This is a genomic window from Aurantimonas coralicida DSM 14790, from assembly GCF_000421645.1.
Taxonomy (GTDB): domain Bacteria; phylum Pseudomonadota; class Alphaproteobacteria; order Rhizobiales; family Rhizobiaceae; genus Aurantimonas; species Aurantimonas coralicida.
Genome location: NZ_ATXK01000003.1, coordinates 222485 through 237524, shown reverse-complemented (window position 1 = coordinate 237524; position 15040 = coordinate 222485). Strand labels below are relative to the sequence as shown.

Annotated in this window: 14 protein-coding genes and 1 pseudogene; 14 read left to right on the top strand and 1 reads right to left on the bottom strand. The window is 67.9% G+C overall.

The window, feature by feature from the left end; all coding sequences use genetic code 11:
• Positions 1-82 precede the first annotated feature (82 nt).
• On the bottom strand, positions 83-1237 hold the full coding sequence (locus H536_RS0109665) for an alpha/beta hydrolase (protein WP_244495406.1): 1155 nt from the start codon (positions 1235-1237) through the stop codon (positions 83-85).
• 587 nt (positions 1238-1824) lie between these two features.
• On the opposite strand from H536_RS0109665, the pseudogene H536_RS0109660 reads away from it, so the two are divergent.
• From H536_RS0109660 to H536_RS0109595, 14 genes and pseudogenes are all read left to right on the top strand, one after another.
• Positions 1825-2247 (top strand): annotated as a pseudogene (locus H536_RS0109660) (cell wall hydrolase); the annotation flags it as partial.
• Between the two features lie 240 nt (positions 2248-2487).
• Positions 2488-3267: a hydroxypyruvate isomerase family protein gene (locus H536_RS0109655; RefSeq protein ID WP_483294825.1), complete on the top strand. Its 780-nt coding sequence runs from the start codon at positions 2488-2490 to the stop codon at positions 3265-3267.
• Positions 3268-3415: 148 nt separating this feature from the next.
• A complete protein-coding gene (locus H536_RS0109650; RefSeq protein WP_024350281.1) occupies positions 3416-5233 on the top strand; it encodes an IlvD/Edd family dehydratase in 1818 nt (605 codons plus the stop codon).
• A 91-nt stretch (positions 5234-5324) separates the two neighbouring features.
• Entirely contained in the window at positions 5325-6077 is a 753-nt protein-coding gene (locus H536_RS0109645; protein WP_024350280.1) for an SDR family oxidoreductase, read from the top strand.
• 49 nt (positions 6078-6126) lie between these two features.
• On the top strand, positions 6127-7113 hold the full coding sequence (gene denD, locus H536_RS0109640; protein ID WP_024350279.1) for a D-erythronate dehydrogenase: 987 nt from the start codon (positions 6127-6129) through the stop codon (positions 7111-7113).
• A 39-nt stretch (positions 7114-7152) separates the two neighbouring features.
• Complete coding sequence (locus H536_RS0109635; RefSeq protein ID WP_024350278.1) at positions 7153-8058, top strand: NAD(P)-dependent oxidoreductase; 906 nt, start codon at positions 7153-7155, stop codon at positions 8056-8058.
• 141 nt (positions 8059-8199) lie between these two features.
• Complete coding sequence (locus H536_RS0109630; RefSeq protein WP_244495407.1) at positions 8200-8850, top strand: GntR family transcriptional regulator; 651 nt, start codon at positions 8200-8202, stop codon at positions 8848-8850.
• A 236-nt stretch (positions 8851-9086) separates the two neighbouring features.
• Positions 9087-9707, top strand: a complete 621-nt coding sequence (locus H536_RS0109625; RefSeq protein WP_024350277.1) for a 50S ribosomal protein L21 — start codon at positions 9087-9089, stop codon at positions 9705-9707.
• Positions 9708-9755: 48 nt separating this feature from the next.
• A complete protein-coding gene (gene rpmA, locus H536_RS0109620; protein ID WP_024350276.1) occupies positions 9756-10025 on the top strand; it encodes a 50S ribosomal protein L27 in 270 nt (89 codons plus the stop codon).
• A 128-nt stretch (positions 10026-10153) separates the two neighbouring features.
• The gene (locus H536_RS0109615; protein WP_024350275.1) at positions 10154-10720 is read left to right on the top strand and encodes a GNAT family N-acetyltransferase; all 567 of its coding nucleotides are present in this window, start codon (positions 10154-10156) and stop codon (positions 10718-10720) included.
• Positions 10721-10728: 8 nt separating this feature from the next.
• Entirely contained in the window at positions 10729-11310 is a 582-nt protein-coding gene (locus H536_RS0109610) for a DUF3833 family protein (RefSeq protein ID WP_024350274.1), read from the top strand.
• A gap of 139 nt (positions 11311-11449) precedes the next feature.
• Positions 11450-12529 carry a GTPase ObgE gene (gene obgE, locus H536_RS0109605; RefSeq protein ID WP_024350273.1) on the top strand — a complete coding sequence of 360 codons (1080 nt, stop codon included), beginning with the start codon at positions 11450-11452 and terminating at the stop codon, positions 12527-12529.
• Positions 12529-13683 (top strand): glutamate 5-kinase, encoded by a 1155-nt coding sequence (gene proB / locus H536_RS0109600; RefSeq protein ID WP_024350272.1) that lies wholly within the window; start codon positions 12529-12531, stop codon positions 13681-13683. Before obgE ends, proB begins: the two co-directional genes overlap by 1 nt.
• Before the next feature lie 75 nt (positions 13684-13758).
• Positions 13759-15039 carry a glutamate-5-semialdehyde dehydrogenase gene (locus H536_RS0109595; RefSeq protein ID WP_024350271.1) on the top strand — a complete coding sequence of 427 codons (1281 nt, stop codon included), beginning with the start codon at positions 13759-13761 and terminating at the stop codon, positions 15037-15039.
• The last annotated feature ends 1 nt before the right edge of the window (position 15040 follow it).

Genomic DNA, 15040 nt, shown 5'->3' with positions numbered 1-15040 from the left:
CGATGCGCGCACCGAACGACACGCCGGTCCCACCGCGTGTCAGCGCTGCGCCTGGAAAGCCGAAGAGGATTGTGGCCAGGCCCTACTGGCCGGTGGCCGTCTGCAGCGTGCCGCCGAGATTGCGGCCCATATTGCCGACCTGCCGGCCGAACTCTTCGCGGCCGCGCTGGCTGATGAGCGCACCGGGGGCGGTGACCACCGCACCGGCCGCCGAGCCGACGGTCTGGGCCGTGCCGAGGGCCGCCGCGCCCAGGGTCTCGCCAAGAGAGATGCCCTCTTCGCCGATCGCCTGCCCGGCGATCAGCCGCTGGCCGATGAGCCGCACGATCTGCGGGCTCTCGGCGAATTTCGAATGATTGAGGGCCGAGCCCGACTGCAGCGCGGACAGGTCGATCACGTCGACGCCCTTGGCTTCGATCCCGCTGCGATACGGTTCCTGCGACACGTCGATGGCGCCGAGGCGCTGGACGCCGCCGGCCAGCCGCCGCGACACCTGCAGGGCGCGGTCGTCGGTCGAGGCGAAGATGGTCAGCTGCGTGCGCTCGGTGTCGATCTCGTCGAGCTGGTGGGAGAAGACATCGACGTCGAGATCGGGCGAGGCGAGGATCACGTTGCGGACCTTGGCCGGCAGCTTGCCGCGGCGGATCGACAGCTGCCGCAGCGCCTCCATGGTCAGCCAGCTTCCCATCGAATGGGCCATCACCGTGACATTGCGCACGCGCGGATCGTCGGCGGCCTTCTCGATGATCTCTTCCAGCGCGTTGCGCGAGAAATTGGCGCTTTCGCGGTCGTAGAGATAGTCAAAGACGCTGCCGTGGGACGGCCAGGAAAACAGGATCGGCGCCGCCGAGGCCGCCGTGTCATGGGCGATCTGGGCGAAGCGGAAGACCGATTCCTCGTAGGTCGTATTGAAGCCGTGGACGAAGATCAGGACGTCGCCCTGCTTGGTGCCGGCCACCCGGTCGAACCAGCGCTGCGCCGCCGCATCGTCCATCGGCGCCAGCTTCAGCACCGCGAATTCGGTCTGCGGATTGGCCGCGTTGGCGGTGGGATAGGTCAGTTCGCCGGCATTGCGATTGGCGGAGGGCGGGACCGAGACGACGATGTTGTCCACCGACAGGGTGCTGCCGCGATTGCCGGTATAGACGACGCCGGCGACCGGCGACGGCGCGCGCGTGGTGGCGACCAGCATGTCGACCGTGCTGGCGCCGGCGACGGTTCCGGCGATCGGGACCATCGTGCCCAGCGGCCGCCCCGCGCAGCCCGCCACGGCGAGAAGCAGGCAGACAAGGAGCGACAGGCCGGGGCGAGGAAGGCTGCAGGTCAGGATCGAAGCCTCCGATGGGCGCGGAACGGCACGGGCCGGCGGGCAACCCGCCTCGCTTAACATCACGGCGGCACGGCGGCCGACGGCCGGCATCGAGAAGCCGACGTTGCGTTGCCAGTGAACCGCGCCTTCGGCATAGCCGCTCCGGAGGCGAATCTCCAGACCGGGCGGGCGTCCAGTATGGTGCCGCACTGTCGCTCGCGGAGCCGGCAAGACTAGTATCGCGGCGGTTTCCCCGGAATCCCGCCGGAATTTCAGACAATTTTAACGATGCCGATGGATGGGTCGCCGGGCGCCGCGTCATCTGAACGCCCGGTTAAGAAATTTCGGCGATTTGTCGGGTTTGGGCGCCGGCGATGCTGGCTGTGCCCCGACACCCTGCCGAGGCTTGCCGCATGGCATTTCGACCCACCATCACGCGCGCCCGGGCGACACTGGCGCTCCTTGCCCTGGTCACGGTGCTGGGCGCCTGCGCCGGCGGGCCGCGCCTGCGGCCGATGACGGCGCATGAATGCATGACGCGGGTGATGTATTTCGAATCCAACCGCAGCAGCGAAGAGGGCATGATCGCGGTCGGCACCGTGGTGATGAACCGTCTGGAGAGCGGCCGCTACCCCAAGACCGTCTGCGGCGTTGTCGGCCAGAAGAACCAGTTCGCGCCGGGCGTCCTCACGCGCTCGATGGAAAAGGGCAAGGATCTCGCGTCGCGGACCGCCACCAAGGTGCTGAACGGCGCCCGCCACCGCAATGTCGAGAAGGCGATGTTCTTCCACACCGCCGGCATGACCTTCCCCTACACCAACATGCATTACCTCGTCGAAGCGGGCGGCAACGTCTTCTACGAGAAACGCAAGAATGCCCGCCGGCTGAGCGACCCGCCGTTCCGCAATCCCGAGCCCTACGATCCCAGGCGCCCCGCTGCCCAGCCGTCCGCCATGGCAACCATGGCCGCGTCCCGGTCGGCGGGTTCCACCAGCGCCGCGCTGGAGCCGATCAGCATCGACGATCTGATCCGCGCCGACCGCTACTGATAACCGCCTCGCTCGCCTTACCATGGCGCGCCTTTTCCGCGACGGCCCCTTTGCGTACGGATCGCGCATGGGCCATAGCGGGGCCTTGCGTATCCACAGGGGATGCGCAGCGCCTTCTGGAGATCAGCCGTGCCGACGATCCGCTTTTCCGCCAATCTCGGATTCCTGTGGCAGGAGCTTGCCCTGCCCGACGCCATCCGGCGCGCCAGAGACGCCGGCTTCGACGCGGTCGAGTGCCACTTCCCCTATGCGGTCGATCCGGCTGCCGTGAAGGCCGCCCTCGACGAGACCGGCCTGAAGATGCTCGGCCTCAACACCAGCCGCGGCGACCGCGAGAGTGATTTCGGCCTCGCCGCCCTGCCCGACCGCGTCGAGGAAGCCCGCGCCGCCATCGACCAGGCCGTCGATTATGCCAGGGCGATCGGCGCCGGCGCGGTGCACGTGATGGCCGGCAAGTCGCACGGTGTGGACGGCGCGCAGGCGACGTTCGAGGCCAATCTCGCCTATGCCTGCGAGGCCGCCGGCGACATGACGATCCTCATCGAGCCGATCAACCAGCGCGATGCGCCGGGCTATTTCCTGTCCTATCAGGCGCAGGCCGCCGAGATCATCGCGCGGGTCGGCAAGCCCAATCTGAAGATCATGTTCGACTGCTATCACGCGCAGATCATGGAGGGTGACCTCCTCAAGCGCTTCGAGCAGCATCTGCCGGTGATCGGCCATCTGCAGATCGCCGCCGTTCCCTCGCGCGGCGAGCCGGACGAGGGCGAGATCGCCTATGACCGCCTGCTGCCGGCCATGGCCGACCTCGGCTGGGACGGCCATGTCGGCGCGGAATACCGCCCGCGCACGACAACCGACGCCGGTCTCGGCTGGATGACCGCCTACAAGTCGCCGGCGCGCAGCTGACACCCAGAACCCAAATCACCCGGCTGCCGATTCATTCACCGCGTGATACCGCGTCACGGGTTGGAACCGGCGCCGGGTTAATGTATACATTGCGTCAGAGGCTGCCCGCGCTGCGGATGCAACCAGAGATCGACGTTCCGGAGACCCCATGACCAACGACATCAAAGCCGGCCCGCTGCGCTCGCGCGCGTGGTTCGACAATCCTTCCAATCCGGACATGACCGCGCTGTATCTCGAGCGCTATCTGAATTTCGGCCTCAGCCAGGAAGAGCTGCAGTCGGGCAAGCCGATCATCGGCATCGCCCAGACCGGCTCCGATCTCAGCCCCTGCAACCGCCATCATCTCGAACTCGCCAAGCGGGTGCGCGAGGGCATTCGCGAGGCCGGCGGCATCGCGCTCGAGTTCCCAGTCCATCCGATCCAGGAGACCGGCAAGCGCCCGACCGCAGGCCTCGACCGCAACCTTGCCTATCTCGGCCTCGTCGAGGTGCTCTACGGCTATCCGCTCGACGGCGTCGTGTTGACCATCGGCTGCGACAAGACCACACCCGCCATGCTGATGGGCGCGGCCACCGTCAACCTGCCGTCGATCGCGCTGTCGGTCGGCCCGATGCTGAACGGCTGGTTCCGCGGCGAGCGCACCGGTTCGGGCACGATCGTCTGGAAGGCCCGCGAGATGATGGCCGCCGGCGAGATCGACTATGCCGGCTTCGTCAAGCTGGTCGCCTCCTCGGCGCCGTCGACGGGCTATTGCAACACCATGGGCACGGCCTCGACGATGAACTCGCTGGCCGAGGCGCTGGGCATGCAGCTGCCAGGCTCGGCGGCCATCCCCGCCCCCTACCGCGACCGCCAGGAGGTCGCCTATCTGACCGGCAAGCGCATCGTCGAGATGGTCCATGAGGACCTGAAGCCGACCGACATCATGACCAAGGACGCGTTTATCAACGCGATCCGCGTCAATTCGGCCATCGGCGGCTCGACCAACGCGCCGATCCATCTGAACGGCCTCGCCCGTCACCTCGGCGTCGAGCTGACCATCGACGACTGGCAGACCTATGGCGAGGAAGTGCCGCTGCTGGTCAATCTGCAGCCGGCCGGCGAATATCTGGCGGAAGACTATTACCATGCCGGCGGCGTGCCGGCGGTGGTCAACCAGCTGATGGAACGGGGCCTGATCCACGAGGACGCCCCGACCGCCAACGGCAAGACCATCGGCGACAATTGCCGCGGCGCGATCATCGAGGACGAGAACGTCATCCGGCCGATCGACCGGCCGCTGATCGACCATGCCGGCTTCCGCGTCCTGAAGGGCAATCTCTTCGACTCCGCCATCATGAAGCTGTCGGTGATCTCCAAGGAGTTCCGCGACCGCTACCTCTCCAATGCCGACGACCCGATGGCCTTCGAGGGCAAGGCGATCGTCTTCGACGGCCCGGAGGACTACCACCACCGGATCGACGATCCGGCGACGGCGGTGGACGAGCGCTCGGTCCTGTTCATGCGCGGCGCCGGCCCGATCGGCTATCCGGGCGCGGCGGAAGTCGTGAACATGCGGGCTCCCGACTATCTCCTGAAGCGCGGCATCCACTCCCTGCCCTGCATCGGCGACGGCCGGCAGTCCGGCACGTCGGGCAGCCCGTCGATCCTCAACGCCTCGCCCGAGGCGGCGGCCGGCGGCGGTCTCGCCATCCTGAAGACCGGCGACATGGTCCGCATCGATCTGGGCCGGGGCACCGCCAACATCCTGATCTCCGACGAGGAACTCGCCGCGCGTCACAAGGCGCTCGAGGAAGCCGGCGGTTACGCCTACCCGGCGCACCAGACGCCGTGGCAGGAGATCCAGCGCGGCATCGTCTCGCAACTCTCCACCGGTGCGGTGCTGGAGCCGGCGATCTCGTATCAGCGCCTCGCCCAGGGCGGCATCGACGGCAAGTCTGCCCCGGTGCCGCGCGACAACCACTGATCTGACGGGGCGGACCGCGCATGACGCGGCCCGCCCTTTTCACACCATCGCCGCGCATCGCTTCGCGCACCGAGAGGAACGGGACAGAGCCATGACGAAACGCCTGGACGGCAAGACCGCCGTCTGCACCGCGGCCGGCCAGGGGATCGGCCGCCAGGTGGTCGAGACCTTCCTGAAGGAAGGCGCCACCGTCTATGCAAGCGATCGCGACGCGGAGAAGCTGGAGGGCCTCGACGCCTTCGGCCCGGTCCATACCGCCGCGCTGGACGTCACCGACGGCGAAGCGGTGAAGGCGTATCTCGCGGGCGTGCCGACCCCGGACATCCTGTTCAACTGCGCCGGCTACGTTCACCACGGCACCATTCTCGACTGCGACGACGCGGCCTGGGACTTCTCCTTCGATCTCAATGTCCGCTCGATGCACCGGATGATCGCCGGCCTGCTGCCGCGCATGCTCGAGGCGGGCGGCGGTTCGATCGTCAACATCTGCTCGGCCGCCGGCCCGGTCAAAGCCGCCCAGAACCGCTATGTCTACATGTCGACCAAGGCCGCGGTGGCGGGCCTCACACGCTCGGTCGCGGTCGACTTCGTCGGCAAGGGCATCCGCTGCAACGCCATCTGCCCCGGCACGATCGAATCCCCCTCGCTGGAGGAGCGGATCGCCGATCTCGGCAAGACCATCGGCGGCACCGACAAGGCCAAGGCGATGTTCATCGAGCGCCAGCCCATGGGCCGCCTCGGCAAGCCGTCGGAGATCGCCATGCTGGCGGTCTATCTCGCCTCGGACGAGAGCACCTTCACGACAGGAACAATGCAGGTGATCGACGGCGGCTGGACGCTCTAGGAGCGCAGCACAAGCGACGACACCGAACGACAACAGGGAAGAGGACACGATGCGGATTCTGGTACTGGGCGCCGCCGGCATGGTCGGCCGGCAGCTGATCGAGGCAATCATCGCCGACGACACGCGCCTCGGCGACAAGGTCACTGAGATCGACGCCTTCGACGTCGTCAAGCCGGCCTTCGACAGCCAGGCTGGCGGCATCACCATCGAGTGCAGCGCCGGCAACATCGCCGACGAGGCGACGGTGCGCGCCCTGGTCGACAAGCGGCCCGACATGATCTTCCATCTCGCCGCGATCGTTTCCGGCGAGGCCGAGGCCGAGTTCGAGAAGGGCTACGCCATCAATCTCGACGGCACGCGCTATCTCCTCGAGGCGATCCGCCAGCAGGACGGCGTCTACCGGCCGCGCCTCGTCTTCACCTCCTCCATTGCCGTCTTCGGCGCGCCGTTCGAGGACCCGATCACCGACACCTTCCTGTCGGCCCCGCTGACCAGCTACGGCGCCCAGAAGGCGATCGGCGAGCTGCTGCTGTCGGATTACAGCCGCAAGGGCTTCGTCGACGGCGTCGGCATTCGCCTGCCGACCATCGTCGTGCGCCCCGGCAAGCCGAACAAGGCCGCGTCGGGCTTCTTCTCCGGCATCATCCGCGAGCCGCTGGCCGGCCACGAGGCGATCCTGCCGGTCGACGACAGCGTGCGCCACTGGGTTGCCAGCCCGGCCGCTGCGGTCGGCTTCCTGCTGCATGCCGCGACGATGGACACCGAGACGCTGGGCGCCCGCCGCTGCCTGACCATGCCGGGCCTGTCGATCACCATCGGCGAGATGATCGAGGCGCTGCGCGAGGTTGCCGGCGACGAGGCCGTCGCCCTTATCCGCCGCGAGCCGGACGCCACCATCGAGAAGATCGTCGCCGGCTGGCCGCGTGATTTCGACGCCTCGCGGGCGTCCGAGGTCGGCTTCGTCGCCGACGACAATTTCGCGGACATCATCCGCGCCCATATCGCCGACGAAGCGGCACGCAACGCCGCGGCCTGACCGCCGCGCAGCGTCCCCGGCATTCGACCAGGAGTGTACATGACGAACCGTCCCAGCATCGGCTTCATCGGCGTCGGCCTGATGGGCCACGGCATGGCCAAGAACATCGTCGAGGCCGGCTACACGCTGACCGTCCTCGCCCATCGCAATCGCGAGCCGATCGAGGATCTGAAGTCCCGCGGCGCCAGCGAGGCCGACAGCGTCGTCGGCGTCGCGAAGGCCGCCGAGATCATCTTCCTCTGCCTGCCAGGCAGTCCGCAGGTGGAAGCCGTCGTCGGCGAGATCCTCGCCGCGAACGGCGCCTGCAGGACGATTATCGATTGCTCGACCGCCAATCCCGTCTCGACGCGGGCGCTGGCCGAACGCTGCAGCGAGGCCGGCGTGACGCTGATCGACGCGCCGCTGTCGCGCACGCCGAAGGAAGCCTGGGAGGGCACGCTCGACACCATGGTCGGCGCGTCCGAGGCCGATTTCGAGCGGGTGAAGACGCTTCTGGAAACCTGGGCCGGCAAGATCGTGCGGGTCGGCGACATCGGCGCCGGGCACACGATGAAGCTCCTCAACAACTTCGTCTCGCTCGGCTATGCGGCGCTCTATTCCGAAGCGCTGGCGATCGGCGCCAAGAACGGCATCGACGCCAAGACCTTCCACGGCGTGATCAGCGGCGGCCGGATGGATTCGGGGTTCTACCAGACCTTCATGAAATACGTGGTCGACCGCGACCGCGATGCCCACAAGTTCACGATCCGCAACGCCCACAAGGACATGCGCTACGTGGTGTCGATGGCCGACCAAAGCGGTATTGCCACGCATGTTTCGGCGTCGGTAAAGAACGGCCTCGCCACGGCCGAGGCGATCGGGCGCGGCAGCGACTATCTGCCGATGCTGTCCGACATCGTCTTCGAGCTGAACGGGGTCGCAACGCCCGACGGCTCGAAGAGCTGACGAATACGACCGGGAGAAGGATCCCCGGCAGATGAACAAGGGAGGCCGGCACTGACGAAACAGGATGCGACGAACGCACCCCATCGCCGTCCTCCCGCCAGCGGCTCGCGCCCCCGGCCGAGCATGCAGGGCGTCGCCAAGATGGCGGCACGCGAGCGGGCCTATCACGAGCTGAAGTACCGGATCCTGGAGGGTCGGCTGCCGCCCGGCACCACGCTCCTGGAGACGGAGGTCGCCAATCTCCTGTCGCTCAGCCGCACGCCGATCCGCGAAGCGCTGATCCGCCTCGAGGAGGAAGGGCTGGTCGAGGTGAAGCCCCGGCACGGGGTCACCGTCCGTGCCCAGTCGCTCGACGATCTGGCGGAAATCTACGAGGTCTTCTCGGCGCTGGAGGTGCAGGCCGCGCGCCTTGCCGCCGTGCGCGGACTGGAGCCGAGCGAGAGCGAACGGCTGAAATCGCTGATGGACCAGATGGAGAAGGCGACGCGCAGCGACGACATCGAGCGCTGGTCGCAATTCGACGATGCCTTCCATTCGGACATCGTCTCGCTGTGCGGCAATTCCCGCCTGCAGGCGACCCTGCGGCAATATTGGGAACAGCAGTACCGGGCCCGCATGGCGATCATCCCGCTGCGCATCAAGCCGGTCCAGTCCGACCAGGAACACCGGCAGATCGTCCAGGCGATTCTCGACCGCGACAGCGAGGAAGCCGGGCGCCTGCATCAGCTGCACCGCGACCGCACCGACCGGCAGGCGCTGGAACTGCTGCGCCGGCAGGCCGGCAAGCTCTAGCCCGCCGGGGCCCGCCGCGAGGCGCTTGCACTCGACGCTGGGGAACCTTCAGCGCCCCGGACCCGGTTTGACGGCCGGAAGGCTTGACCTTGCGCGGCCTTGCCGCTAGTCACAAATCGCAATTCTGGGCGTGGCACTGCCGCGCCTGTTTGTTTTCGCCCATTCAGTAACCGACTGACAAGAAGACGGTCCGGGTCCCGCGGGACACGAGAACCGATCGAACGAACGGAGCTAAAATGTTCGCAGTCATTAAGACCGGTGGCAAGCAGTACCGCGTTGTCCCCAACGACAAGTTCACCATCGAGCGTCTCCCGGGCGCCGCCGGTGATCTCGTGACCTTCAACGAGGTCCTGATGGTCGGTTCGACCATCGGTGCGCCGTTCGTTCAGGGCGCTGCCGTCACGGCCGAGATCGTCGAGCAGACCCGCGGCAAGAAGGTGATCTCCTTCAAGAAGCGTCGTCGCCAGAACTCCAAGCGTACCCGTGGCCACCGTCAGGACCTGACGATGATCCGCATCGCCGAGATCCTGACCGACGGCAAGGCCCCGTCGCAGACCGCCGCCGCGCCGAAGCCGGCCAAGGTTGCTGCGCCCAAGCCGTCCGCCGAGACGACCGACGCCACGCCGGACGTGCCGATGTTCACCGCCCCGACCAGCGGCGAGCAGGACAAGCTGACCAAGATCAAGGGCATCGGCCCGGTCGCCGAGAAGCAGCTCAACGAGCAGGGCATCACCACCTATGCCCAGATCGCGGCCCTGTCCGACGAGGACGTTGCCCGTATCGACGCGAACATGCCGTTCAGCGCCGCGCAGATCGAAGACTGGCGCGCCCAGGCCGGCGAACTGGCGAAGCAGTAATTCCGGGGCCATATCCCCCGCGAGCCCTGACAGGCAAGGAGACCTACGATGGCACATAAAAAAGCAGGCGGCTCTTCGCGCAACGGTCGCGATTCGGAGTCCAAACGCCTTGGCGTCAAGAAGTTCGGTGGCGAGTCCGTCATTCCGGGCAACATCCTGATCCGTCAGCGCGGCACGCGCTGGCATCCGGGTGCCAATGTCGGCATGGGCAAGGACCATACCCTCTTCGCGAAGGCCGAAGGCAACGTGGCGTTCCAGCACAAGGCGAACGGTCGCACCTACGTGGCCGTCATGCCGAAAGCCGAAGCCGCCGAGTGACCGGAGCTTCAGAGCGCCGGCGTTCCACCGACCCGGCACTCTGAACCCTCCGAACGATCGGACCTTCAGAGCACGACAGGGGAGATGGACCGCCATCTCCCCTTTTCGCGTCTGGAAGGAACGATGCGATGCTTGAGGACACGACCGTCGAACGGGACGGCGAGACGATCGAGACCCGCAGGCTGCTGTTGCGGCCGCTGACGATGGACGATGCCGGCGCGCTGGCGAAGCTGATCAACGACCGCGAGATCGCCCGGATGCTGGCCCGCGTGCCGCATCCCTACGGTCTGGCCGATGCCCGCGCCTTCATCAGCGACCATGCACCGGAAACGGTCTTTGCGCTCTGCCTGAAGGATGGCGGCGACCTCGTCGGCTGCTGCAGCCTGAAGCCGGAGAGCGTGCCCGGCCGGCTCGACATCGGTTACTGGGTCGGCCGCCGTTTCTGGGGCAAGGGTTTTGCCACCGAGGCAGCGCAGGCCGTGATCGATTTCGGATTCGCCGCGCTGAAGGCCGACGCCATCGCCGTCGATTGCCGCGTCGTCAACGAGGCGTCGCGCCGGGTGATCCGCAAATGCGGCTTCCACTTCACCGGCAGCGGCCTCATCGACACGATCAGTTCCGGGCGCGTGGCCAGCGAGCATTTCGTCATGGACCGGCGGTGCTGGACGTCGCTCAAGGCATGGGGTCGGGCATGAGCCGCCGGATGATCGTTGCGCGCAGGATCGGTGGCGCCCTCGCCGGGGCGCTGCTGCTGGCCGGACTTGCGGCCTGCGGCGACGATCCTGCCGACGTGCCCCCCGCGTCCGTCGCCGACGGCCTGGCGCTGGAGGAGTTCTTCGCGGGGGCGTCCTATTCGAAGGGGTCGGTCACCACGGCGCTGTTCTTCACCGAGGACTTCACCGCGCGCTTTTCCGGCACGCGCCAGGATGGGCGGCTGCTTCTCGACGAGCAGTTCAGCTTTCCCGACGGCGACCGGCTGCAGCGCTGGGACCTCGGCATGACCGGCCCCGGCCTCTACGCCGGCACGGTGCGGACCGAGGGCGGCGACGGCGAATTGTCGCCGCCGGTGGCCGTTGCCGGCAGGCTGGCGCCGAACGGTGTCGTTCTCGACTATGACGGCTACGCGCCGGGTGGCGGCGACACGCTGCTGCACTTTCGCCACCGCATGACGCGACAGTCGGACGGGACGGTCGCCAACCAAGTCAGCGTGTCGAAATTCGGCGTACCGCTGGCCACGTCCGACGTGGTCTTCGCCAAGGACAAGGCTGCGCTCGACGCCCACTGACGGCCCGGGCCGACCGGGTCCGCCAACATGAACCTTCCGGATCGCCCGCCTCTTGGCCGGCGATCCGTTCACAAGTCCTGACCGGCCCGCTAGAAGGGGCCGTCCGCCATACCGACCGCATGCTCAGGAGAGCACAGAGATGAAATTCCTCGACCAGGCCAAGGTCTATGTCCGATCCGGTGACGGCGGTGCCGGCTCGGTGTCGTTCCGCCGCGAGAAATACATCGAGTTCGGCGGGCCGGACGGCGGCGATGGCGGCCGCGGCGGCGACGTCTGGGTGGAGGCGGTTGCCGGCCTCAACACGCTGATCGACTATCGCTACCAGCAGCATTTCAAGGCCAAGACCGGCGGCCACGGCATGGGCCGCAACCGCAATGGCGGCAAGGGCTCGGACATCACGCTGAAGGTGCCGGCCGGCACCCAGATCTTCGCCGAGGACAACGAGACGCTGCTGTTCGACCTGACCGATATCGGCGAGCGTCACTGCATTGCCGCCGGCGGCAATGGCGGCTTCGGCAACGCCTATTTCAAGACCTCGGTGAACCAGGCGCCGCGGCGCGCCAATCCCGGCCAGGAGGGCGAGGAGCTGACGATCTGGCTGCGGCTGAAGCTGATCGCCGATGTCGGCCTCGTCGGCCTGCCCAATGCCGGCAAGTCGACCTTCCTCGCTTCGGTGACGCGCGCCCGGCCGAAGATCGCCGACTACCCCTTCACCACGCTGCATCCCGGTCTCGGTGTCGCCGAGGTCGACGAGGCGGAATTCGTCATCGCCGACATTCCGGGCCTGATCGAGGGCGCCCATGAGGGCGTCGGCATCGGCGACCGCTTCCTCGGCCATGTCGAGCGCACCAGCGTGCTGCTGCATCTCGTCTCGTCCAGCGAGGACGACGTCGCCGGCGCCTACCGCACGGTGCGGCGCGAGCTCGAAGCCTATGAGCACGGCCTTGCGGACAAGCCCGAGCTCGTCGCCCTGTCGAAGGTCGACACGCTGACGCCGGAGGCGCGCGAGGAGAAGCTGGCGGAGCTGCAGGAGGCTATTGGCTACGCGCCGCTCGCCCTGTCGGCGGTCAGCCGCGAGGGCATGACCGAGGCGCTGCGCGAGCTGAAGAGCCGCATCAGCCGCCTCGCCCCCACGGAAGAGGAAGAGCCCGACCGCTTTGCCGTGGCCGCGGCCGAACGCGCCGAGGCGGAAGAGGCCGAGAAGAAGGACGCGGAGTGATGAGCAATCCCCTCCACGGCTACCGGCGGATCGTCATCAAGATCGGTTCGTCGCTGCTCGTGGACCGCGAACGCGGACTGAAGCGGACCTGGCTGGAATCGCTGGGCGAGGACATTGCGCGCCTCGTCGGCGAGGGCCGGGAAATTCTCGTCGTGTCGTCGGGCGCCATCGCGCTCGGCCGCAAGATCCTGAAGATGCCGCGCGGTCCGCTGCGGCTGGAGGAGAGCCAGGCCGCCGCCTCGGTGGGCCAGATCGCCCTGTCGCGCACCTATCTGGAGATCCTCGGCCGCCACGGCATCGAGACCGGGCAGATCCTCTTGACCCTCGGCGACACCGAAGAGCGGCGGCGCTATCTCAACGCACGCGCCACCATCGCGACGCTGCTGGCCCTCAAGGCCGTGCCGGTCATCAACGAGAACGACACCGTCGCCACCTCCGAGATCCGCTACGGCGACAATGACCGGCTGGCCGCCCGGGTCGCCACGATGATCGACGCCGACATGCTGGTTCTCCTCTCGGATGTCGACGGGCTCTACACGGCGCCGCCGCATCTCGACCCGAACGCCGAGCACATTCCGCTGGTCGATCAGATCACGCCGCAGATCGAGGCGATGGCGGGCTCCGCCGGTTCGGAACTGTCGCGCGGCGGCATGAAGACCAAGATCGACGCCGCGCGGATCGCGACCGGCTCCGGCACCGCCATGATCATCACGGCGGGCAACCGGCTCTATCCCCTGTCGGCCATCGAGACCGGCGAGCGCGCCACGCTGTTTCGCGCCGTCGATACGCCGGTCGGCGCCCGCAAGCGCTGGATCGCCGGGCAGCTCCATGCCACCGGTCGCCTGTTCGTCGATGCCGGCGCCGTCAAGGCGCTGGTCGCCGGCCGCAGCCTGCTGCCGGCTGGCGTCAGCAAGGTCGAGGGCGAGTTTCGCAGGGGCGACACGGTGGCGGTGTACGACAATGCCCGCCGCGAGATCGCCCGTGGTCTGATCGCCTATGATTCCGACGAGGCACGGCTGGTCGCCGGCCTGCGCTCCTCCGAGATCGGCGCGGCGCTGGGCTATGAGGGCCGCGCGGCGATGATCCATCGTGACGACCTCGCCGTCGATCCGGGCGCGGCGGAGACGCCGGGACAGCAGCTCACCTCAGCCTGAGACAGACGGCGCGAAGGCAAGGCGAGAGGGCCTGCCCCTTGCCGCGACGCAGTACAGATTTCGGAGACCACACCCATGCGTGATAGCACCGAGACCGGATCGATCGACACGCTGATGGACGCCATCGGCAAGCGGGCCCGCGCCGCGGCGCGCCGCCTCGCCCTGGCGCCGACGGAGACGAAGAACGCAGCGCTTCTGGCGATGGCCGATGCGCTGGCCGCCTCCACCGACACCATCCTCGCCGAGAATGCCGCGGATCTCGACCGCGCGGCGGAGGCCGGCATGGCCGCCTCCTTCGTCGACCGGCTGACGCTGACGCCCGACCGCATCACCGCAATGGCCGACGGCCTGCGCGCCATCGCCGCCCTGCCCGACCCGGTCGGCGCGACCGTCACCGCCTGGGACCGGCCGAACGGCTTGGCGATCGAGCGCGTGCGCACGCCGCTCGGCGTCATCGGCGTCATCTACGAGAGCCGGCCGAACGTGACCGCCGATGCCGGGGCGCTCTGCCTGAAATCCGGCAATGCGGTGATCCTGCGCGGCGGCTCGGATTCGGTCCGCTCCTCGGCCGCGATCCACGCCGCCATGGTCGCCGGGCTCACCGCCGCCGGCCTGCCCGAGGACGCGATCCAGATCGTCCCGTCCACCGACCGCGCCGCCGTCGGCGCCATGCTGCGCGGCCTCGACGGGGCCATCGACGTCATCGTGCCGCGTGGCGGCCGTTCGCTGGTCGCCCGCGTGCAGGACGAGGCGCGGGTGCCGGTCTTCGCCCATCTCGAAGGGCTCTGCCACGTATATGTCGACCGGGCGGCCAATCTCGACATGGCGCGGGACATCGTCGTCAATTCCAAGATGCGCCGCACCGGCATCTGCGGGTCCGCCGAAACGCTGCTGATCGACCGCGCCGCCGCGGACACGCATCTGCTGCCGCTGATGGAAGCGCTGCGCGAGGCCGGCTGCGAGATCCGCGCGACCGACGAGGTGCGCCAGCGCTACCCGACCGCCGAGCCGGCCAGCGACGCGGACTTCGTCACCGAATATCTCGACGCCATCATCTCCGTCGCGCTGGTCGACGGCGTTGCGGGCGCGATCGATCATATCGAGAGCCATTCCTCGCATCACACCGAAGCGATCGTGACCGACGACGCGGCCACGGCGGAGACCTTCTTCGCCGGCATCGATTCGGCGATCCTGCTCCACAACGCCTCGACCCAGTTCGCCGACGGCGGCGAGTTCGGCATGGGCGCGGAGATCGGCATCGCCACCGGCAAGATGCATGCGCGCGGTCCGGTCGGCGTCGAGCAGTTGACCAGCTTCAACTATCGCGTCCGCGGCAACGGCCAGACGCGCCCGTGAG

What these genes read in the sequence shown, in the direction of transcription:
- H536_RS0109615 (WP_024350275.1), top strand. Translation starts at nt 10,154, where the DNA reads ATGCTTGAGGACACGACCGTCGAACGGGACGGCGAGACGATCGAGACC.
- H536_RS0109625 (WP_024350277.1), top strand. Translation starts at nt 9,087, where the DNA reads ATGTTCGCAGTCATTAAGACCGGTGGCAAGCAGTACCGCGTTGTCCCC.
- H536_RS0109665 (WP_244495406.1), bottom strand. Translation starts at nt 1,237, where the DNA reads ATGGTCCCGATCGCCGGAACCGTCGCCGGCGCCAGCACGGTCGACATG.
- H536_RS0109610 (WP_024350274.1), top strand. Translation starts at nt 10,729, where the DNA reads ATGATCGTTGCGCGCAGGATCGGTGGCGCCCTCGCCGGGGCGCTGCTG.
- proB (WP_024350272.1), top strand. Translation starts at nt 12,529, where the DNA reads ATGAGCAATCCCCTCCACGGCTACCGGCGGATCGTCATCAAGATCGGT.
- H536_RS0109595 (WP_024350271.1), top strand. Translation starts at nt 13,759, where the DNA reads ATGCGTGATAGCACCGAGACCGGATCGATCGACACGCTGATGGACGCC.
- obgE (WP_024350273.1), top strand. Translation starts at nt 11,450, where the DNA reads ATGAAATTCCTCGACCAGGCCAAGGTCTATGTCCGATCCGGTGACGGC.
- denD (WP_024350279.1), top strand. Translation starts at nt 6,127, where the DNA reads ATGCGGATTCTGGTACTGGGCGCCGCCGGCATGGTCGGCCGGCAGCTG.
- H536_RS0109630 (WP_244495407.1), top strand. Translation starts at nt 8,200, where the DNA reads ATGGCGGCACGCGAGCGGGCCTATCACGAGCTGAAGTACCGGATCCTG.
- rpmA (WP_024350276.1), top strand. Translation starts at nt 9,756, where the DNA reads ATGGCACATAAAAAAGCAGGCGGCTCTTCGCGCAACGGTCGCGATTCG.
- H536_RS0109645 (WP_024350280.1), top strand. Translation starts at nt 5,325, where the DNA reads ATGACGAAACGCCTGGACGGCAAGACCGCCGTCTGCACCGCGGCCGGC.
- H536_RS0109650 (WP_024350281.1), top strand. Translation starts at nt 3,416, where the DNA reads ATGACCAACGACATCAAAGCCGGCCCGCTGCGCTCGCGCGCGTGGTTC.
- H536_RS0109635 (WP_024350278.1), top strand. Translation starts at nt 7,153, where the DNA reads ATGACGAACCGTCCCAGCATCGGCTTCATCGGCGTCGGCCTGATGGGC.